At 68.7% G+C, this 20,854-nt stretch carries 19 protein-coding genes and 1 tRNA gene; all 20 read left to right on the top strand.

Annotation, left to right across the window (positions count from 1 at the left end; translation table 11 throughout):
- The first annotated feature begins 47 nt into the window (after positions 1 to 47).
- The 20 genes from ACN9M6_RS02095 to ACN9M6_RS02000 all read left to right on the top strand — a co-directional run bounded on the left by ACN9M6_RS02095 (position 48) and on the right by ACN9M6_RS02000 (position 20,849).
- Positions 48 to 1,364, top strand: a complete 1,317-nt coding sequence (locus ACN9M6_RS02095; RefSeq protein WP_419161255.1) for a CCA tRNA nucleotidyltransferase — start codon at positions 48 to 50, stop codon at positions 1,362 to 1,364.
- Positions 1,357 to 2,790, top strand: a complete 1,434-nt coding sequence (locus tag ACN9M6_RS02090) for a replication-associated recombination protein A (protein ID WP_419161254.1) — start codon at positions 1,357 to 1,359, stop codon at positions 2,788 to 2,790. Before ACN9M6_RS02095 ends, ACN9M6_RS02090 begins: the two co-directional genes overlap by 8 nt.
- Positions 2,787 to 4,073, top strand: coding sequence for a GTPase HflX (hflX, locus tag ACN9M6_RS02085; protein ID WP_419161253.1), 1,287 nt, complete (start codon positions 2,787 to 2,789; stop codon positions 4,071 to 4,073). The genes ACN9M6_RS02090 and hflX overlap by 4 nt, the downstream gene beginning before the upstream one ends.
- Before the next feature lie 34 nt (positions 4,074 to 4,107).
- Complete coding sequence (locus tag ACN9M6_RS02080; RefSeq protein ID WP_419161252.1) at positions 4,108 to 4,863, top strand: pyridoxine 5'-phosphate synthase; 756 nt, start codon at positions 4,108 to 4,110, stop codon at positions 4,861 to 4,863.
- Positions 4,860 to 5,879, top strand: coding sequence for a lysylphosphatidylglycerol synthase transmembrane domain-containing protein (locus tag ACN9M6_RS02075; RefSeq protein WP_419161251.1), 1,020 nt, complete (start codon positions 4,860 to 4,862; stop codon positions 5,877 to 5,879). Before ACN9M6_RS02080 ends, ACN9M6_RS02075 begins: the two co-directional genes overlap by 4 nt.
- Positions 5,876 to 6,796 (top strand): 4-(cytidine 5'-diphospho)-2-C-methyl-D-erythritol kinase, encoded by a 921-nt coding sequence (locus ACN9M6_RS02070; protein WP_419161250.1) that lies wholly within the window; start codon positions 5,876 to 5,878, stop codon positions 6,794 to 6,796. Before ACN9M6_RS02075 ends, ACN9M6_RS02070 begins: the two co-directional genes overlap by 4 nt.
- A 63-nt stretch (positions 6,797 to 6,859) precedes the next feature.
- Positions 6,860 to 6,930 (top strand) — tRNA-Gln (locus ACN9M6_RS02065).
- A 3-nt stretch (positions 6,931 to 6,933) separates the two neighbouring features.
- Complete coding sequence (locus ACN9M6_RS02060; protein WP_419161249.1) at positions 6,934 to 9,054, top strand: thioredoxin domain-containing protein; 2,121 nt, start codon at positions 6,934 to 6,936, stop codon at positions 9,052 to 9,054.
- A gap of 124 nt (positions 9,055 to 9,178) precedes the next feature.
- Positions 9,179 to 10,270: a mechanosensitive ion channel family protein gene (locus ACN9M6_RS02055; RefSeq protein WP_419161248.1), complete on the top strand. Its 1,092-nt coding sequence runs from the start codon at positions 9,179 to 9,181 to the stop codon at positions 10,268 to 10,270.
- 207 nt (positions 10,271 to 10,477) lie between these two features.
- Positions 10,478 to 11,443 carry a ribose-phosphate diphosphokinase gene (locus ACN9M6_RS02050; RefSeq protein ID WP_419161247.1) on the top strand — a complete coding sequence of 322 codons (966 nt, stop codon included), beginning with the start codon at positions 10,478 to 10,480 and terminating at the stop codon, positions 11,441 to 11,443.
- Between the two features lie 16 nt (positions 11,444 to 11,459).
- Entirely contained in the window at positions 11,460 to 12,134 is a 675-nt protein-coding gene (locus ACN9M6_RS02045; RefSeq protein WP_419161246.1) for a 50S ribosomal protein L25/general stress protein Ctc, read from the top strand.
- A 22-nt stretch (positions 12,135 to 12,156) separates the two neighbouring features.
- Entirely contained in the window at positions 12,157 to 12,723 is a 567-nt protein-coding gene (gene pth / locus ACN9M6_RS02040) for an aminoacyl-tRNA hydrolase (RefSeq protein WP_419161245.1), read from the top strand.
- Positions 12,724 to 12,741: 18 nt separating this feature from the next.
- The gene (locus ACN9M6_RS02035) at positions 12,742 to 14,877 is read left to right on the top strand and encodes a sodium-translocating pyrophosphatase (RefSeq protein ID WP_419161244.1); all 2,136 of its coding nucleotides are present in this window, start codon (positions 12,742 to 12,744) and stop codon (positions 14,875 to 14,877) included.
- A gap of 158 nt (positions 14,878 to 15,035) precedes the next feature.
- Positions 15,036 to 15,665, top strand: coding sequence for a 30S ribosomal protein S6 (gene rpsF / locus ACN9M6_RS02030; RefSeq protein ID WP_419161243.1), 630 nt, complete (start codon positions 15,036 to 15,038; stop codon positions 15,663 to 15,665).
- Positions 15,666 to 15,884, top strand: a complete 219-nt coding sequence (rpsR, locus tag ACN9M6_RS02025) for a 30S ribosomal protein S18 (protein ID WP_419161242.1) — start codon at positions 15,666 to 15,668, stop codon at positions 15,882 to 15,884.
- Between the two features lie 9 nt (positions 15,885 to 15,893).
- A complete protein-coding gene (locus ACN9M6_RS02020) occupies positions 15,894 to 16,829 on the top strand; it encodes a DUF2232 domain-containing protein (protein ID WP_419161586.1) in 936 nt (311 codons plus the stop codon).
- A gap of 37 nt (positions 16,830 to 16,866) precedes the next feature.
- Positions 16,867 to 17,316: a 50S ribosomal protein L9 gene (gene rplI, locus ACN9M6_RS02015; protein WP_419161241.1), complete on the top strand. Its 450-nt coding sequence runs from the start codon at positions 16,867 to 16,869 to the stop codon at positions 17,314 to 17,316.
- 19 nt (positions 17,317 to 17,335) lie between these two features.
- Entirely contained in the window at positions 17,336 to 17,725 is a 390-nt protein-coding gene (rsfS, locus tag ACN9M6_RS02010; RefSeq protein ID WP_419161240.1) for a ribosome silencing factor, read from the top strand.
- Positions 17,726 to 18,090: 365 nt separating this feature from the next.
- Entirely contained in the window at positions 18,091 to 19,455 is a 1,365-nt protein-coding gene (locus tag ACN9M6_RS02005) for an SPOR domain-containing protein (RefSeq protein WP_419161239.1), read from the top strand.
- Positions 19,452 to 20,849, top strand: a complete 1,398-nt coding sequence (locus tag ACN9M6_RS02000; RefSeq protein ID WP_419161238.1) for an SPOR domain-containing protein — start codon at positions 19,452 to 19,454, stop codon at positions 20,847 to 20,849. The genes ACN9M6_RS02005 and ACN9M6_RS02000 overlap by 4 nt, the downstream gene beginning before the upstream one ends.
- Positions 20,850 to 20,854 lie beyond the last annotated feature (5 nt).

The following is a 20,854-nucleotide window of genomic DNA, read 5'->3' as shown; positions in this document are numbered from 1 at the left end:
AGTCCGCAGCCAGGGGCCGTCCGGTCCGGGACACCCGCGGGCTCGCCGTGACCCGGCTCGATCCGAGCCGCTTCTCACCGCGGGAAGGCTTTCGCGGGATCGCCCGGCGGCTCGAAGAAGAGGGCTTCGAGGCCTGGGTCGTGGGCGGCTCTCTCCGGGACGCCTTGGTGCGCCAGATCGGCGGGGATACCGGCCCGGCCAAGGGGGAGCGGGATCTCGCGACGGACGCCCGTCCGGAAGAGGTCATGGCCCTGTTTCGACGCACCGTACCCGTGGGGGTATCGCACGGGACCGTCGCCGTGCTCGAAGGAGAGGACCGGTACGAGGTCACCACCTTCCGGCGCGACATCGAGACCGATGGCCGTCACGCCCGCGTGGTGTTCGCGGCGTCGATCGATGAGGATCTCGGGCGCCGCGACTTCACGGTGAACGCGATGGCCTGGCGACCGGAGTCTGGCGAGGTGCGCGATCCGTACGGCGGCGCGGAGGACATCGAGGCGGGGATCCTGCGCGCAGTGGGCGATCCCGCCGCCCGCTTTCGGGAGGACTATCTGAGGGTGCTGCGCGGGTTCCGGTTCGCGGGACGTTTCGGTTGGGAGGTGGAGTCGCAGACGGACGAGGCCATGAGGGAAGCGGTGGACGGCCTGTCCGTGCTGTCGGCCGAGCGCGTCCGCGAGGAGCTGACCAAGGTGCTGGGCGATCCGGCGCCATCCGCCGCGCTGGATCTGTATGCGACGCGGGGGGCGCTGGCCCACTGGTATCCGGAGCTGGCCGGGCTGGCCGCCGACCGCGACGCGTGGCTGGCCGCGCTCGGCGCCGTTGATGCGGGCTCGGCCGGAGCCGCCAATGTTCGCCTGGCGCAACTCCTCGTGCGGGCCTCCGATACGCCCGACGGGCGCGCCGAGGCGGCCGAGTCGCTGTTGTCCCGACTCAGGTTCTCGAACGCGGATCGCCGCTACGTCACGCGGCTGGCGCGGCTGTATCTCCCGTTTGTGGGGCCGGTCGACTCCGCTGCGGAGCACCGCCGCTGGCTCGCCTCGGCCGGCGACGAGTGGGAGGATGTGTTCGACCTGCACTTTGCGGGGGCGCGCGCCGAGGGAACGGAAGAGGCGGAGCGCTACCTCGCGGCGACCCGGGACCGGGTACACGATGAGTGGCTCCGCGAGCCGCCGCTCACCCTCGTCGCCCTCGCGGTCAAGGGCGACGATCTCCTCGATCTCGGCCTGTCGCGCGGCCCCATCGTAAGGCTCCTTCTGGAGGAGCTGCTGGAGCAGGTGATCGAGGACCCGGATCGCAACGAACGCGTGTCCCTCCTCGAAGAGGCCCGGCGGCTGATCGAGATCGGCTCGCTCGCCGATGCCTGACGAACCGAGCCTGTTCGCGGATCTGGAGCGCGAGGCCCGCCCGGGCGCCGCCGGAGCGGGGAAGAGCGGTCGGCGGAGCGGCGACATTGCCCGGGCTGCCGACGCCCCGCTCGCCGCCCGCATGCGGCCACGCTCTCTGGACGAGTTCGTCGGCCAGTCCAGGCTCGTGGGCCGCGGCCGGCCCCTGCGCCAGCTCATCGAGACCGGCCGCGTCCCGAGCCTCATCTTCTGGGGACCGCCCGGGACCGGCAAAACCACACTGGCCGGGCTTCTCGCCAGCCGGATGGAGGCAGCGTTCGTCCCCTTCTCGGCGGTGACCGGTGGCATCCCCCGCGTACGGAAGATCCTCGAGGAAGCGAAGGCACGCCGGGCCGCCACCGGCCGGGGCACCGTGCTGTTCGTCGACGAAATCCACCGATTCAACCGAGCCCAGCAGGACGCCCTCCTCCCGCACGTCGAGCGAGGTGCCGTGACACTGATCGGGGCGACGACCGAGAACCCGAGCTTCGAGGTGGTGGGTCCGCTGCTCTCGCGCACGCGTGTGTTCGTGCTCGACCCGCTGGCGCCGGAAGAGGTCGGGGAGATCTGTGCCCGCGCGCTCGCCGACGAGGAACGCGGGCTCGGGGGTTCGCGCCTCTCCATCGATCCGGATGCCCTTTCCCGCTTGGGGATCGAGTCGGATGGCGACGCCCGACGGGCGCTGAACGCGCTCGAGACGGCGGTGGACCTGGCTCGGGCGAACCAGGCGCAGGCGGTGAGCGGCGAGCATGTCGCCGCCGCGCTGCAGAAGCGGTTCGCCCGCTACGACAAGTCGGGCGAGGAGCACTTCAACCTCATTTCCGCCCTCCACAAGGCGGTGCGCGGCTCGGACGCGGATGCGGCCCTCTACTGGCTCGCCCGGTTGCTGGACGGCGGAGAGGATCCGATGTATCTGGCCCGCCGCGTCGTGCGCATGGCCGCGGAGGACGTCGGACTCGCCGACCCCGATGCGCTCGCGGTCACCATCGCCGCGCGGGACGCGTACCACTTCCTCGGGAGTCCGGAGGGAGATCTCGCTCTGGCCCAGGCCGTCACCTATCTCGCGATCGCCCCCAAGTCCAACGCGGTCTACCGAGCCTTCGGCGCCGCCTCGGGGGCCGCCCGAGAGACCCCCGCCGAGCCCGTGCCGCTCCACATCCGGAACGCGCCCACGCGCCTGATGAAGGAACTCGGCTACGGGTCGGGGTACCGATACGACCACGACGAGGAAGACGGAGTGGCGGCCCAGTCGTACCTTCCCGAATCGATGCGCGGGAAGATCTGGTACGATCCCGGGGACCGGGGCTGGGAGGTCGAGGCGCGACGAAGACTGGAGCGTATCCGTCGTTCCCGGGCCCCCGCGGAAGCGAAAAAAGCGGAAGAGGAGGAAGGGTCATCGACAGAGTGACTTCGGATGGCACGGGGGAACGGGCCGTTCTGGTCGGCGCGCCGTCCATCGGCACGCCCCAGGAGGCTGTGGACGAGCACCTCGAGGAACTCACCCGTCTTGCGGGTACGGCCGGCGCGGATGTGCGTAGCGTGGTGATTCAGCGCCTCGGCAGGCCCAACGCATCGACGTACATAGGGAAAGGCAAGGTCGAACAACTGGCCGGGGCGCTCCGGGACCACGACGCGACGCTCGCCATCTTCGACGATGAGCTGACACCCGCCCAGGGAGCCAACCTCGAGTCGGCACTCGGCGTGCGCGCGCTGGACCGGACCGAACTCATCCTCGACATCTTCGCGCTCCGGGCCCGAACGGCGGAGGCGAAGCTTCAGGTGGAACTTGCCCAGCTCCAGTACCTGCGGACCCGGCTCAAGCGGATGTGGACCCACCTCTCGCGTGAGGGTGGGGGGATCGGCGCCCGCGGCCCCGGCGAGCAGCAGATCGAGACCGACCGTCGCCTCATCGACCGGAGGCTGGCCCGGCTCCGCCGCAAACTCGACCACATCGCGACGGCGCGTGTGACTCAGCGCCGGGCGCGGCGGGAACAGTTCACCGTCGCCCTCGTCGGATATACGAACGCCGGGAAGTCGTCCATCCTGCGCGGCCTCTCAGGCGCCGAGGTCTTCGTGGAGGACCGGCTCTTCGCCACTGTCGACTCGGCCACCAGGATTTGCGATCTTGAGGGTCCGGGTCCGATCCTGCTCACCGACACGGTCGGGTTCATCCGGAAGCTCCCACACCATCTGATCGCCTCCTTCCGGGCTACGATGGAGGAGATCTCGGAGGCCGGCCTGCTCCTGCATGTCATCGATGCGTCTGCGCCAGGTTGGGAGGCGCAGAGAGATGCCGTGGAAGCAGTGCTCGAGGAGGTCGGCGTGACGGACCGTCCGGTGCTTCAGGTCTTCAACAAGATCGATCGCCTCACACACGAAGAAGAGCGAGCGCTGCGAGAGCGGACGGCTGCCGGGATGCGATCCCACGTACTGACTTCGGTGGTGGAGGAGCGTGGGCTGGACCCGTTGCGCGAGGCGCTGAAGGCCGCGATGCGGGCCCGCCTGGAAACAGTACGAGTGAGTCTGCCTGCGGGGGACGGCGCGCGGCTCGCCGAGGCCTACCGCGAGGGCGAGGTGCTCGAGTGCGCGTACGAAGCGGGACACGTCGTCATCCTGGCGCGCGTGCCGGCCGGGGTGGCCGGCCGCTGGCGCGAGAGCGGCCTCGTCGTAGAGCAGGCGGACGCCGCCTGAGTCACCGGTTGCCAGGCTGAAACGGGAGTACGCGATGGCGAACACCAGCTTCCTGCATCTGATCGACTGCCGACTCTGCGTGAACATCGATCACGTCGCGACCGTGCGACAGGCTCGCGGCACCGACGAGCCTGACCCGGTGCGGGCCGCGGTGCTGGCCGAGCTCGGTGGAGCGAACGGCATCACCGTGCATCTGAGAGAGGACCGCCGCCACATCCAGGATCGGGACGTGGAACTGCTGCTGAACACGGTCCGGACCTTCGTAAACCTCGAACTCGCGGCCGAGGACGAAGTTATTTCCCTCGCCGAGAGCTGGAAGCCGGGCCAGGCGACACTCGTGCCCGAGAAGAGGGAAGAGCTGACGACGGAGGGGGGGCTGGACGTGTCGGCCGACCCGGTTCGCATCGCGGATGCAGTGGCGCGGTTGCAGGGAGCCGGGATCCGAACGTCGCTTTTCATTGACCCCGACCCGGCCGCCGTCGACGCGTCCGTCGAGGCGGGTGCCGCCGCCATCGAACTTCACACCGGCGAATACGCAAACGCCCCGCACCAGGCGAGCGCCGACCACGAACTTGCGCGGTTGGAGGACGCGGCGACGCGGGCTGCGGAGGCCGGGCTCGGCGTGCACGCGGGACACGGTCTTACCTACGAGAACGTCCGTCCGGTCGCGGCGATCGTCGAGTGTGAGGAACTCAACATCGGGCACTCGATCGTGAGCCGGGCGGTGCTCGTGGGCATGGAACGGGCGGTGCTCGAGATGTCTGCTCTCGTGCGCGAGGCGCGCGGGTGAGGAGCAGGATCACGGTCTTAATCGGCGCCCTGATTTCGGTCGCCTTCCTCTTCTACGCGCTTCGAGATGTTTCGGCCCGTGAACTGCTGCGGCACCTGGGCGAGGCCGATCCGTGGCTGCTGATCGCCGCGACGGTCGTCGCGACGCTCACCTTCCATCTGCGCGCGATTCGGTGGCGGACTCTGCTCCGCACGTCCGCCGGGTCGCTCCCCTTCGGCTCGCGATACGCCGCGGTATGCATCGGTTTCATGGCAAACAACCTCCTGCCCAGCCGTCTGGGGGAGTTCGCCCGAGCCTACTCGCTGTCGCGGATCGAGCCCGTACCGCTGAGCAGTGCGCTGGCTTCGCTCGTGGTCGAGCGGCTGCTGGACGGGGTCGTCCTCATGGTGCTGCTGGTTCCGGCCTTCTTCCTCGGCGGCGTCGACCAGGCCGCGCCCGGCACTCTCCGCGACCTCTTTACTGTGGCCGTGATTCTGGTCTCCCTGAGCCTCGTGACGTTCGGACTGCTCGTTCGCTTCCCGGGCCGCTTCCTGAGCCTGGCGGCGAAATGGTTACACCGGCTAGGTCCCGACCGCGTCGCCGACCGCGTGACCGGTATCCTGGCCGCCTTCGTGGACGGATTGGGCGCGCTCCGCCACGCGCATGTGTTCGCCCGGGCGATGCTGTGGTCGTTCGCGGTCTGGGGCTGGAACGCGTTGTCCTTCTACCTCGGGTTCCTCGCCTTCGACATTCACGGCCCCGGTTTCGAAGGGGCACTGGTTCTCCAGACGACGATCGGCTTCGCGGTCGCCATCCCGTCCACACCGGGGTTCTTCGGCCCCTTCGAGACGGCGGCCCGCGTGGCCCTCGAACTCCACCAGATCGAGCCGGCACGGATCATCAGCTTCGCCGCCGGCTACCACATCCTCACCTTCATCCCCATTACGGTGCTGGGGATCTGGTACATGAGGCGTCTGGGGATCAGCCGCAAAGAGTTCGGTCGGGGGAAGGTTGCCCCGCCGGAGGTGTCGGAATGACGCCCCCAGGGGACGCAAGCGGGCTCATCGGAACCGCGGAGGCCCACGCGAAGATCAATCTGCGGCTCCGCGTGTTCGCGCGGGATGCGACGGGGTTTCACGGCGTCGAGACGCTGCTGGCCCGGACCAGCCTGACCGACACCGTGAGCTTGTCCGTGGCCGAGCCGGGCGTGACGTCCTCCGGAGTGAGTCTGTCCGTTGACGGACCGCTGGCGGGCGGCGTACCGGACGGCCCCGACAACTTGTGTTGGCGGGCGGCGGAGTTGTTCTTCGACCGGGTGTTCGGGAGACGGACTCGCCCCTCGGTATGCATCCGCCTTACCAAGCGGATCCCCATGGGCGGGGGCCTGGGCGGCGGAAGCACGGACGCGGGCGCGACACTGCGCCTGCTCGCCGACCGCTGGCCCCGCCTCGACGAGCGAGAACTGGTCGAACTGGCCGGAGAACTGGGAAGCGACATCCCCTTCGCGTTGATCGGCGTGCCGATGGCTCTGGGGTGGGAACGTGGCCGCCGGCTCCTGCCGCTCAGGCCCCCACGGCCCCGGCCGGCGCTGCTCGTCTTCTCCCCGATCCACATTTTGACGCCCGAAGCCTACCGCTGGCTCGGAAGGACGGATGCAGACCCCGGGGCGGCGTCGATTCTCCCGGGCCCCGTGCGGCTGGCGGACTGGGCGTCGCTCGAGCGCCTGATTCGGAACGATCTCCAGGCCCCCGTCCTCGAGCACCATCCCGAGTTGTCGTCGATTCTCGAGCGGCTGCGGGCATGCGATCCGGCGGCGGCCGCGATGACGGGGTCGGGCTCAGCGCTGTTCGCGGTTTTTCGCGACGCCGAGGCACGCGCACGCGCGCGACACCGACTCACCGACTCCGGCAGTGCCGGCGACCCGAATCTCGTAGACGTCCAACTCCCCGTCTGAGGCTGGGGGACGCGCTCCCGGCGTTTGACTCGGCCGGCCGCGGCGGGCCATCTTCGGCGCTTCTGGCCCCTCGTCTAATGGCAAGACACCGGCCTTTGGAGCCGGTAATCCAGGTTCGACCCCTGGGGGGCCAACTTATGTCCCGCCCCGACCCCCGCCCCAATCGGTTGGCGAGCGAGAAGAGCCCCTATCTTCTCCAGCACGCCTTCAATCCAGTGGACTGGTATCCCTGGGGCGACGAGGCGTTCGAGCGCGCTCGTGCCGAAGATCGCCCCATCTTCCTCTCCATCGGCTACGCCACCTGCCACTGGTGCCATGTCATGGAGCGCGAGTCGTTCGAGGACCCCGACGTGGCGGCGCTTCTCAACCGGGACTTCGTCGCGATCAAGATGGACCGCGAGGAGAGACCCGATGTCGACGGCGTCTACATGACGGTGTGTCAGTTGATGACGGGACAGGGCGGCTGGCCGCTGACCATCGTGATGACGCCGGACAAGCAGCCCTTCTTCGCGGGCACGTATTTCCCCCGCGAGAGCGTGCCGGGCCGTTCCGGGATGCTCGATCTGCTTCCGCGACTGGCGGCGATCTGGAAGGAGCGGCGTGCCGATGTCGAAGCGGCCGGCGTCTCGGCGCTTCAGGCGGTGCGCGAGGTCGAGACGCGGGGCATGGGCTCGGCCGAAGGCGCACTGGACGAAGAGACGCTGCGCCGGGGCTTCAACGAACTGATGGCGCGGTTCGACCCGCACCAGGGCGGGTTTGGGCGGGCTCCGAAGTTTCCGGCGCCGCACCAGCTCCTCTTCCTCCTTCGGTGGAGCGATCGCACCGGCGATCCCCGGGGCGTGGAAATGGTCGAGAAGACGCTCGTCTCGATGCGGCGGGGAGGCATCTTCGACCATGTCGGGTACGGGTTCCATCGCTACGCGACCGACGCCCGCTGGCTGGTTCCACACTTCGAGAAGATGCTGTACGACCAGGCGCTCCTCGCCATGGCGTACACGGAACTATGGCAACTGACCGGCGACGACGCTCACCGGACCGTGGCCCGGGAGATCTTCGACTACGTGGCGCGTGACCTGACCGACCCCGGCGGGGCGTTCTACTCGGCGGAAGACGCCGACAGCGAGGGACGGGAGGGGGCGTTCTACGTCTGGACCCGCGACGAACTCGATGAGGCGCTCACGAGTGCGCTCGACGAGGAGGCCGCCCGGCTCGCAAGGCGCGCGTTCCAGGTCGAGGGGCGGGGAAACTTCGCTGACGAAGCGTCGGGACTCCGCACCGGTGAGAACATCCTCCACCTCAGGGAGACGTCCGCGGACATTGCGGCGGCGGTCGGCGCGGACCCGCGGCGGATCGACGACCGCCTGGAGGAGATCCGCCGAGCGCTGTTCGAGCGGCGGTCGGGGCGGGTGCGGCCGCTCCTGGACGACAAGATCCTCACGGACTGGAACGGGCTCATGATTGCCGCCCTGGCCCGGAGCGGAGCCGTGTTCGGCGACGAGCCGCTGATCGCGGCGGCGGCGCGGGCGGCCGACTTCATCCTGGAGCGGCTTCGCGACACCCGCGGGCGCCTGCTCCATCGCCATCGGGACGGGGATTCAGCCCTCACGGCCGGCGCGGCGGACCATGCCTGCCTGATCTGGGGGCTGATCGAACTCTACGGGGCTACCCGGGATCCCGGCTGGCTCCACGCGGCTCGCCGTCTGCTGGACGACTTGGTCGAGCGGTTCTGGGATCCCGACGGCGACGGTGTGTTCAACGTCGACGCGGAGCAGCGCGACGTGCCCGTGCGGCAGAAGGAGCTGTACGACGGGGCCACACCCTCGGCCAACGCGGCCACATGGTACGTGCTGCTCCGTCTGGGTCGGCTCACGGGCGACCCGCGGCTTCTCGACCGGGCGGAGGCGCTGCGCCACGCGCTCTCGGGCCCGGTCGGCAACGCCCCCTCCGCGCACACGATGTCGCTCGTCGCGCTCGACCTCGCACTCGGGCCGGCCCACGAGGTCGTCGTCACAGGGGACCCGGACTCGGCCGATACACAGCGGCTGCTGGCCGCGCTCGCCGATCGCTACGCGCCCCGCACGGCGGTTCTCTTCAAGCCCGCGGGCGACGAGCGCGTGGCGGCCCGCCTCGAGGAGATTGCGCCCTTTACGGGGGGCTACGACCTGACGGCGGGAAAGGCGACCGCGTACGTTTGTTCCGACTTCGCCTGCCAGCGTCCGACGACCGACGCCTCGGAGATGCTGAGCCAGCTCGGCTGACCGGCCCTGCGGCCCACCGCTGCCGGCCGGTTGGCCCCGGAGCCCGGGCGATGCGGCGCCGCGCCCGACCGTGTATGCTCCCAGCCGTCGACCTCACCTCTTCTGACTCCCGGGAGCCTGGCGCATGGGCCTGGACCAGACCATCTACGGAAACGCGCTCTCGGCGTGGCTGATCGCCGCCGGCATCTACGCAGCGACTACGCTGTCGCTGTGGCTGATCGAACGCTACGCGCTACGGGCCTTCGCCCGCTTCGCCCGCAACACGCAGACCTCGGTCGACGATCTCGTCGCCGACATCCTCGGCGAGACGAAGTTCGGCCTCATCCTCTTCGTCGCGCTCTTCGCCGCCTCCCTCGCGCTCCAACTCGACCCCACGGTGTCGCTCGTGATTCGCCGCGCCGCGGCCATCGCCGTCGTCGTCCAGGGCGGCATCTGGGCCAGCGCAGCCATCGCCTTCTGGGTTACGCGCTTCGTGGACCTCATGGCGGGCGAGGACGCGGAAGCCGTGACCATGGTGAGTGCGCTCTCGTTCGTGGGGCGGCTCGCGGTGTGGTCCGTCGTCCTCCTCCTCATCCTCGACAACCTCGGAGTCGAGGTCGCGGCCCTGCTCGCCGGTCTCGGCATCGGCGGCATCGCCGTCGCCCTCGCCGCCCAGAATGTCCTCAGCGACCTGCTGGCATCCCTCTCCATCATCCTCGACAAACCGTTTGTGATCGGCGACTTCCTCGTCATTGGAGAGTACCAGGGTTCGGTGGAGCGCATCGGCCTCAAGACGACGCGCCTGCGAAGTCTCGGGGGCGAGCAACTCATCCTCGGAAACAGCGATGTGATCAACACCCGAATCCGCAACCTCGGACGCATGGCGGACCGGCGCGCGTCGCTGCAGGTCGGCGTCACCTACGACACGCCGCGCGAGGTGCTCGCGCAGATCCCGGGCTGGATCGAGGAGATCGTCGAGGCGCAGGAGGACTCCCGCTTCGATCGCTGCCATCTCTCGGGTTTCGGGGAGTCCGCCATCGAGTTCGATACCATCTTCTACATGACCGTGCCTCAGTACGACCGGTTCATGGACACGAAGCAGGCGGTCCTGCTCGCGATCCACGAACGGTTCGACCGGCACGGGGTCGAGTTCGCCTACCCGACGCGGGTCGTCTACACGATCCCTGCCGACCCGGCGGACTCAACTCGTGGTGATGCCCCGGCGGCCGAGGAGTAGCCGAACCGCCGCGGACCGGCACGGGACCTCCCGTCCTCGTTGACAGGAGTGCGGTTGTATCCGTAGTCTGGGCCGCTGTCGCTCGGGGGCGGGGCGCCCGCGGCACACGGGTTCGGGACCCACACATTCTTCTCTTTCCGGCAGGATCTCTGCGTCCGCAGCGGACGCGAACGTGCCGGAACCAGATCAGCGAAGCAGTCGACACGCATGGACACCACGGACTTCTCGTTTCACACGAGTCCGATCATGCTGCTCTCGGGCACGGCGAATCCCGCCTTGGCGCAGGGGATCGCGGACGTACTCGACGAGCCGCTGTGTGACGTCACCATCAAGCGGTTTGCCGATGGGGAGATCTTCGTCCGCATCAACGAGAACGTGCGCGGGCGAGATGTATTCCTGATCCAACCCACGAATCCGCCCGCCGAGAGCGTGCTCGAACTCCTGATCCTGATCGACGCCGCGAAGCGGGCCTCCGCGACGCGAGTCACGGCGGTCGTGCCCTACTACGGATACGGGCGCTCCGACCGCAAGGATCAGCCCCGCGTGTCCATTGCGGCGAAGCTGCTCGCCAACCTGATGACGGCCGCCGGCGCCGACCGGGTCCTCTCCATCGACTTTCACCAGCACCAGATCCAGGGCTTCTTCGACATCCCTGTGGACCACCTGTACGCGGCTCCGGTGTTCCGACGCTACTACGAGATGAAGAAGCTGAAGAACCTGGTCGTGGTGGCGACGGATGTGAGCGCCGCGAAGATGGCGAGAGGCTATGCCCGCCGGCTCGGTGGTGAGATCGCGATCATCGACAAGCGGCGTCCGGCGCCCAACGAGGCCGAGGTCTCGAACATCGTCGGTGACGTCGAGGGGAAACACTGCATTGTCCCCGACGACATGATCGACACGGCGGGCACCATGACGTCGGCCATCGAGGTCCTCAAGGAGCGCGGTGCGCTGGACATCTACGTCCTGGCCACGCACCCCCTGTTCTCGGGACCGGCGGCGGAACGCCTCGCGAAGGCCGACGTCAAGGAGATCACGGTGACGGACACCGTGCCGATCGACCCTGCGGTTGAGGATGCGCTCCCCAACCTGACGGTTCTCTCGGTGGCGAGCCTGCTGGCCCAGGCCATCGAGAGTACACACACGAACAGTTCCGTGAGCATGCTGTTCAAGTGAACGAATCGAGAGAGAGATGATGAAGGAATCTGCAAGGCTGAGTGCGCAGACCCGGACGGTGTCGGGGAAGGGCGCAGCGAGACAGCTCCGCCGGGGTGGACAACTGCCCGCCGTGGTGTACGGGCGCCGCGAAGAAGCAGAGTCGCTGGCGCTGGACGAGCATGAACTCTCACGCCTCCTGAGCCGGATCAAGGCGGCCACGACCGTGATCGACCTCGAGGTCGACGGCGGGAACCCCCGCCCCGTGCTGATCCGCGAGATCCAGCGGCATCCGTACCGACCCCAGATGCTGCATGTGGATTTCTTCGAGATCCGCGCGGACGTTGCGATTCGAGTTCAGGTCCCGGTCCATCTGGTGGAGACCCCGGTTGGCGTGGAGATGGGCGGGATTCTGCAGCAGATGCGGCACGAAGTGGAGGTCGAGTGTCTGCCGAACGAGATTCCGGACGCGTTCGACGTGGACATCTCGGAGCTCGATATCGGCGGGGCGATCCACGTCTCGGACGTGGACGCCGCGGGGGTCACGATTCTGGACGATGAGAGTCTGACCATCTGCACGGTCGTCCCACCGGCGATTGAGGAAGAGGAGGAGGCGGCGGAGGAGGAGGAGGGCGAGCCCGGAGAGGACGAGACCGTCGAAGGGGCCGCCGGGGAGGCCGAGGGGTCGGGCGGCGAGGAAGCGCAGGGCTGACCGCAACCCCGGGAGCGCCGGCGTGCGACTGGTTCTGGCGCTGGGTAACCCTGGCGCGAAGTACCGTGACACGCGGCACAATATCGGTTGGTGGCTCGCCGACCGGCTGGTTCGCCGGTGGTGCGGCGGACCGTTTCGCGCGGAGGGTCCCACCGCCCGGGCCGAGGGGTCCAGGCGTCCGGGCGTCGAGATCCACAAGCCGTTGACGTACATGAACCGGAGCGGCGAAGCGCTGACGGCGCTCCTCGCCGCGCGGCGGTTCGATCCGGCGGTCGACATGCTCGTGCTCGTCGATGATGTCGCGCTGCCGCCCGGGCGCCTCCGCCTGCGGCGGCGCGGATCGCCCGGCGGCCACAACGGACTGGCGTCGATCTCCGCGAAGCTCGACTCGGACGCGTACAGTCGGCTGCGGCTGGGCGTCGGGCGTCCCCCGGACGACCGGATCGATCTGGCGGCCTGGGTGCTGTCCCGGATGCCACGGGCAGACGAGGAAGCAGCGCTGGGCGCCTTCCCCCACGCGGTGGAGGCGGTCGAATACTGGCTGGAGAATGGCATGGAAGCGGCGATGAACCGCTTCAACAATCGCTAACCAAGGGAGCTGACAAACGTGGTCGGAACCATCGAATTCGCGATCTGGCTCGGTGTGATCGGGCTCTTCTTCTCGTTCGCTCTGTTCATGTACGTGAAGAACCAGCCCATCGGGAACGAAAGGATGGCCGAGCTGGCCGAGGCGATTCACGCCGGCGCGATGGCGTTCCTGAGACGTGAGTACACCGTACTGCTGCCGTTCATCGTGATCGTTGCGGCCCTGCTGTTCTGGCTGGTCGGCCCCCGGACTGCCCTCGCCTACGGCCTGGGCGCGGCGTGCTCGATCCTGGCCGGCTTCTTCGGGATGCGGGCCGCGACCGCAGCCAACGTGCGGACCGCGGAGGCGGCACGGTCGGACGGCCAGGCCAAGGCGCTCCGGGTCGCCTTCTCGGGCGGCGCGGTCATGGGGACGGCCGTGGCGGCGCTCGGCCTGCTCGGGATCGGTGCGGTCATCACCATCTACGATCCGCAGACAATCGGTTTCCGGCCCTTCGGCGAGATTATCTCGGGGTTCGCGATGGGCGCCTCGTCGATCGCGCTCTTCGCTCGCGTCGGAGGCGGGATCTACACGAAGGCGGCGGATGTCGGCGCGGATCTGGTCGGCAAGGTCGAAGCCGGCATTCCGGAGGACGATCCCCGCAATCCCGCCACGATCGCCGACAACGTGGGCGACAACGTGGGCGATGTCGCGGGCATGGGCGCGGACATATTCGAGTCGTACGTGGGCTCGGTGATCGCGACCATCGTCATCGGCGTGACGAGTTCGATGATTCTGGACGGGTCGCGGCTGGCGGCCGTAGCGCTCCCGATCCTCTACATCATGGCGGGCTTCCTCGCCAGCCTCTTCGGGATATTCGCGATCCGCGCACTCGAGCGGATGAACCCCGCCGCGGCTCTTCGCTGGGCGCCGGTCATCGGGGCGGTGATCTTCTGGGTCGTGGCCTACGCGATCACCGTCAACCTCCAACTGTTCGACGCCGTGGCGCAGGGCAAGTGGGTATTGGTCCATCCGAATGCCGGCCCGTTCTGGGCCATGCTGTTCGGATCTCTGGTGGGGATCGCGATCGGTCTCGTGACCGAGTACTACACCGCCGGGAAGCCCATCCGGAAGATCGCCGAAGCGTCCGAGACGGGGTCCGCCACGAACATCATCACCGGTCTCGCGGTAGGCCTGGAATCCACCGCGATTCCGATGCTGCTGATCTCCGCCGCGATCTTCCTCGCCTTCAACTTCGCCGGCCTGTACGGGATCGGGATCGCCGCGGTCGGCATGCTGGCCACGGTCGGCGTGACGATGTCGGTGGACGCGTACGGCCCGGTGGCGGACAACGCGGGCGGCATCTCCGAGATGGCGGAACTGGGCCCGGATGTCCGTTCCGTCACCGACTCGCTCGACGCGCTCGGCAACACGACGGCGGCGATCGGCAAGGGGTTCGCCGTCGGCTCCGCGGCGCTCACCGCGCTGGCCCTCTTCTCCGCCTACGCCAACGCCGTGGGGCTGCGCGAGACCGGGATCAACCTCATCGATCCGCTCGTGGTCATGGGGCTCTTCGTCGGGGGCGTGACGCCGTTCTTCATCGCCGCGCTCACGATGACGGCGGTGGGACGTGCGGCGGCCGGCATGGTGGCGGAGGTGCGGCGCCAGTTCCGTGAGATCCCGGGGATCATGGAAGGCACGGCGAAGCCCGATTCGGCGCGCTGCGTGGACATCTCCACGCGGGCGGCGCTGCGCGAGATGATCGTGCCGGGCCTGGTCGCCATCATCGTCCCGATCGCGGTCGGCCGCTTCCTCGGGATCGAGGCCCTGGGCGGGGCACTCGCGGGCGCGACCGTGAGCGGCGTGCTGCTCGCGCTGTTCATGGCCAACTCGGGCGGCGCGTGGGACAACGCCAAGAAATACATCGAGACAGGCGCGCACGGAGGGAAGGGTTCCCCGCCGCACAAGGCGGCCGTGGTGGGCGACACCGTCGGCGACCCCTTCAAGGACACCTCCGGGCCATCGATGAACATCGTCGTGAAGCTGATGAGCGTCGTTTCGCTCGTCCTCGCGCCGTGGTTCGTGGACGTGCACGGGATGGCCGAAGCCGTGCCGGGGGCCGCGGAGTCGGCGTTCACCGCCGTCAGCGGCGTCCTGCGTGCCTTCGGACTCTTCTAGCGGTCCGTTGACGAAGGCCCCGCCGACAAACTTGACACCGGGGCCACATGACCTAGCTTTTGCGATCTTCCCGCCCCTTCAGAGGCGGGTCGACCAATGACATCAGACTCCTGCTCCGACCACGGGTCGGGGCCGACCGAGACCAGAGGAGCTGCTCGATGCGCGATTACGAAATCGTGTACATCTTCCGTTCGAGCCTGACCTCCGAGGAGATCGAGGCGAAGCTCGAGCGCTACCACGCCATCGTCGCCGGCGACGGCCCAGGCGAGATCACGGCGTCGGTCCACTGGGGCAAGCGTCAGTTCGCCTATCCGATCCGGAAGCAGAAGAACGGCTACTACGTCGTCGCCCAGTTCACTTCGGGTCCGGATCCCCTCACCGAACTCGAGCGGGTGCTGAAGCTCGAGGACGAGGTGCTCCGTTACCTGATCGTCCTCGCCGAGCGTCCGTTGCCGACCCCGGAGGAGGCCCCCGAGGCTGCTGCAGCGCCGGAGGCTCCCGCAGAGGAGGCTCCCGCAGAGGAGGCTCCTGCGGAGGAGGCTCCGCCCGAACCCGAGCCCGAGGCCGAAGAGCCGACCTCGGCGGATGCTGACGTCGAGGAGGATGTGGCGGACACGGCGGAGGAGACGGACACGGCGGAGGAGACGGACACGGCGGACGAGGAAGACACAGCGGACGAGACGGATTCGCCGGATGCCGAACCGGGCGAGGCGGGCGAGGCGGCCGAGGCGGAGGTCGACCCCGAGCCCGACGAAGATGAGTCCGGATCCGACGCGAAGGAGGAGTAGATGGCCTTTCGGAAGGCGTGCCGGTTCTGCGAGGGCAGGATCCCCCGTGTGGACTATAAGGATGACCGCATGCTGGATCGCTATATTTCGGATCGCGGCAAGATTTTGCCACGACGGGCTACGGGGACGTGTGCGCGTCACCAGCGACAGATGGCGACGGCCATCAAGCGGGCGAGATATCTTGCGTTGCTGCCGTATATCCGCGGCTACTACGACTAGGCTGCGAGGATTCGGCCGCTGACGGAGCGTCGACGCGGCCTCTGGCGGGCGGTCGGGCTCGTCCTGCTGATCATCCTGCTGTCGCCGCTCACTTCGTCGCCCCTCGGGCTCATGGCCATCATGGCCATCCCCACCTCCGTCGCGATCCTGGCGTTCGAGCCGCCGCGGCCGGGTACGGTCGTTCTGGCGCTGCTGCTCCTGGCCGGAGCGGCCATGGGGTTTCAGGATCCGACTCCGCTGTGGTACCTCGAGCGGGGCTGGGCGGCCCTCCTCGCAGGCGGCTTCGCCGTCAGCATGGCGCTGGCGCCGTCCCGACCCGTTCTCAATCGATCCATCGCGTCCGTCGCGATCGCGGGGGGTACGGTGGGGGTGCTGGGGGTCCTGCGGCCCGAACTGTTGGCGGACCTCCACTGGCAGGTCTCGGGACAGTTCGACCGGGCGCTGGCGACGTGGGATCTGGAGATACTCGGTGGACGCGTGGTGGAGGACGCCGTGCGGTGGGTCGCGGAGCTGTGGAAGGCGGTCTACCCCGCCATGCTCGTGCTCGCTTCGGTCGCGGCGCTGGCCATCGCCGTGTATGTCCTCGGTCGGATCCGGGGAGAGGAGGCGCCGCTGCCGCCGTTGCGCCAGTTTCGGTTCAGTGAGCACCTGGCCTGGATCCTGGTCCTGGGGTTGGCGCTACTGGTCCTCCCAGCGGGAGGGTGGGCTCCGCGCACGGGAGCCAACCTGGTCACGATCATGGGTGGCCTCTACGTATTGCGAGGCGCCGCGGTCCTCGTGTGGCTGGGGACTTCGGTGATAAGCTCCGGCTGGGTCATCGCAGTCTGGGCTCTCGCGGCGCTGCTGCTGTATCCGGTGACCATCGGGGCGGCCCTCGTGGTCGGCGTCAGCGATACGTGGCTGGACCTCCGATCGCGCCTGGGGGTGGAAACAAACGGAGAGTGAGCCCCCGGACAGCCGGCGGGCTCCAATGGAGGCATCGATGGTGGAAGTCATTCTGAGAAAGGACGTCGCCGACCTCGGTCTCGCGGGCGAAATGGTGAGCGTGCGGCCGGGCTATGCGCGCAACTACCTGATTCCGCAGGGGATTGCGCTGGCCGCGAACGAGGGCAACCGGCGGCGGTTCGAGGAAGAGCGGCGACAGATCGAGCAGTCGGCCGCGCGAGAACGCGAGGCGGCCACGCAGCTCGCAAGCGAGCTCGAAGGGAGATCCATCACTTTCGTTCGGCGGGCGGGCGAGGGTGGCCGGCTCTTCGGCTCGGTCACGTCGGCCGACATCGCCGAGGAACTGGAAAAGGAAGGCGTCTCACTGGACCGCCGGGTGATCCGGATGGACGACCCGATCAAGGATCTCGGGGTCTACGACATCCCGCTCCGCATCCACCCAGACGTGGAACCCGCGCTCAAGGTGTGGGTCATCGCGGAGGAATAGCGGCCTGCGGCCGCCCGTCATGGGTCCACTCCCTCTGGAGGAAGTGTGGCGTCGGCTCGCGGAGCGGGGGGATCCGTCTCCCGAACTCCGCAGCGTAACGCAGGCGGCGCTCGAGAGAAACGCGCGCGTTCCGACGATCCTCGATCTGCGCGGGCTGTCGGATGTGACCGACTTCTTCGTGATCGCGACGGGCGACTCGGACACGCACGCGAGGGCGATCAGTGAGAATATCCTCGATCGGACGCGCGAGGACGGCTTCCGTCCCGTCGGAGTGGAAGGGCTGACCGCGGGACGATGGGTACTGATGGACTATGTCGGGCTCATCGTGCACGTGTTCCTCGGCGAGGTGCGGGAATTCTACCAACTCGAGCGCCTGTGGGGCGATGCCCCCCTGTTCCAGCTGGAATGAACCGAGGCCGGGGCCGCTCCGATTTCTTGCGGCTCTTTTGACGGTTCCGCTAGCTTTACAATCGTACCTCTGAGGGTGGGCCGGTGGATGTGGCTGATGTGACGAGTTCATTGGGAGTCTGTTCCTCTCGCTTCGTCGCTCGCGGGGCGGGTAATCCGGCGGCGCTGTTGGCTATCCTCTCTACTCTCTGGGCGGCGGCGGCGTGCGGCAGTCCTCCGGACGATCAGCCCGACCCCCTCGACGGACCAGCCCTGGTATCCGGCTCATCGCTCGCGCGGTACGGACTTCTCGTCATCCCGACTCAGGGTGGTCCTGCCCAGTTTCGTGCGATCGGGAATCCGTCAGCGGTCCGGTGGACCGGGCGTTTGAATCTCGGCCCTGTTACGTCGGCCTACTCACTGGGGTCCGCAGCCGTACTCCGGCGTGGGGAACGGCTCCAGCTCTACACCACCTCGCCGGTCGAGGCGGTGAAGCGGCTCCCGGACGCGCCCCGGGGCGCGCGGTGGATCGCCTCGGCCACGGGCGGCGCTTTCGTGGCGAACAACCGGATCCTGGCGCTTACGGCCACGAGTGCGTCGGAGATCACCGCTGATGGCGAGGTGCTTTGGGCGGCGCCCGCCGCGAGCGGTCGGGTGGTCGCGCTCGTCGAAGGCTCGGGCGGACCCGAGCTCGCGGTGTGGGAGTCGGGCGACGCCGCCCCCGCCGCGACCCGGGCCGTGGACACGCGGGGGCCGGTCGTACTCACAGGGTGGGGGCGGCAGGTCGTGGTGGCGTCGGAGGAAGACCGCCGCTTGACGGCGTGGTCGATTCCCGACCTCGAAGCGGGGGACGGAATGGAGCTCGACGGCCCCGCGGTCGCGCTGGCCACCTCGCCCTCCCAGCACCGCGTGTTCGCGGCCTCGACCGACCGTCCCCGGTTTGCGACGATCGATCGATACGCATGGCAAGAAGCCGGGTCATCGAGAGTCGAAGCTCCGTTCGAGGCGCTGCGGCCCGGCATCACGGGAGACAGGCTCGTCGCGTTCGATGGCTCGGTCGCATGGTCGGTGACTGCGGGCCGGACCGACCCGGAGCCCGTGCCCGGAGAGTGGCGGGCCGATCTCCCCCTCGCGCTACCCGGGACGGGGGTTCTCGTGTCGACCGGCGCCGAGCTGGGGCTCGTCTCCGAAGCGACCGGCGAGCTGGAGATCGTGGATGGTCCCGTCGACGCCTGGTGGCTCCCCTTCAGGTGGGGACGCCGACGCCCGGTTGCCGCGCTCGCCGTGGCCGCGGACGATACGATGGGAGACACGGATGAGGCCCTTGAGGCGATCGCGGACAGCGTGCCCTTCGCGTTCGATCGCATCGGGCTGCTGACGATGGGGACCCCTCCGGATCGCGCCCCGGCGGATCTTCCAATCGGGGATGCACCGCCGGGCGAGGACCCGCCCGCCGCGTCGCCCGCGCCGGAACTGCCCGGACTGCCCGGCGGCTTCTATGCCGTTGCGGTCTCCTCCCGCGAATTGACCACCCTGGGACGGATACGACAGTTGCTGGACGGTTCGGGATATTCGACGCATGTGCTCCGGCGCGTGGACGAGGCCAACGACACGTGGTATCGGCTGCTGGTCGGCCCATACACGTCCCGACCGGATGCCGAGGCCGTGGCACGAGAGCTGCGACGCGAGCGCGGCATCGATGCATGGATCCATGAAGAAGAAGGGGACCGGGCGACCGGGCTGCGGCGTTGAGCGGCGACGCCACCCCATCGGACGACCGGAAACAGGGCAATCGAGAGGCAGCGCCCTTCGCGTGGGACCTGCCCGACAGTGCCCGTATCGTGGCGCTCCTGCACGAGAAATCGGAGGCGGAGAGAAGCGCGACTGTGGTGGACGCTATCGCGACATCGATCGCCCGGCGCCGCGAGCACACGCTATTGCTGAACACGGAGCCCGGCCCCTCTCCACTCGACGAACTGACGGGCGCTGGGGAGTCGGCCGGCATGGCGGCCTTCCTCGACGGTCGAGCGAGCCTGGCGGAAGTGGCCGTTCAGGGTGAGGACTCCCCCTACGTGTACCTCCCGGCCGGCCGGGATCCCGCGGCCGCGGCGGCGCTGCGCGAAGGCGATGCCCTGGAGACTTTCCTGTCACGCGTGCGGGAGCGGGACGGAACGGCGTTCCTTGTCGTGACGGAACGGATGCGGTTCTCGCCTGGTCTGCGCCGGCTCGTCGACGGATGCGTCTTCCTCGGCGAGACCCCGGTTGGGGACGGCCACGAATTACAGTCCTACGGCTCTGTCCCGTTTGGCACGGAAGCGGACCTCGAGACCGCGGCGTCCGAGACGGCGGCTGCCGAACCGGCCGGGCCTCAGCCGACGACGCCCGAGTCCACACCCGGAGAGGGTTCCGGCGCCCACTCGCCCACGCGGCTCGTGCTGGCGGCGACGGTCGTGATCGGGTTGTCGGTGGGCGGATGGCGGGCGTTCGAGAACATGAGGCCCGATATCGCCGCCGAGACCGTGGCAGGCGGGCCGGGGGAGCTGGACGAGGCCGGGGCTGCGCCGGACGCCGGCCAGGCGGCAGGGGATCCCGCCCCCGCCCAGACCGAACCGGACGCGCTGAGCCTCGCATTCGACGCCGCGCGCGAGCGGCCGTTCTCCGTGCTCCTCGGAAGTTTCGCGTCTCGGAGCGACGCCGAAGGGCGAGTGGAAGACCTCCGCGCCGCCTCCGCCGGGTCGCTGTATTTCATCGCACCGACCTCGGTGCGGGACATCCTCTACCACCGCGTTCTCGCGGGAGCGGCCGAGAGCGAAGCGGAGGCTGCCGCTCTCCTGGACGTCTTCGCGCTGGCGGGGGAAGTGGAGGAGGTGAACGCGTGGCAGCTTCGCCCCGTTCGGCTGGCGTACGATCTGGGTCTGTTCACTGATCGGACCGAGGTCGAGGCGCGCATTGCGGGTCTGGCGTCGCGCGGCGTCGCGGCCTACAGCCTCGAGACATCGCTGGACGGAAGGACCATCTTTCGTGTATACGGCGGCGCGTACGAAAACGAGGACGCCGCCGTCCCCATGGCCGAGATACTGGAGGCCGCCGGAGAAGCCGCGACACTGATCGCGAGACGCGGTGACGAAGCTTCCTCAACCCCCTGAGCGCA

It is taken from the genome of Candidatus Palauibacter sp., from assembly GCF_965197445.1.
GTDB lineage: Bacteria > Gemmatimonadota > Gemmatimonadetes > Palauibacterales > Palauibacteraceae > Palauibacter.
The sequence above is the reverse complement of the archived record's forward strand: the minus strand, read 5'-3'. Positions and strand labels throughout refer to the sequence as shown.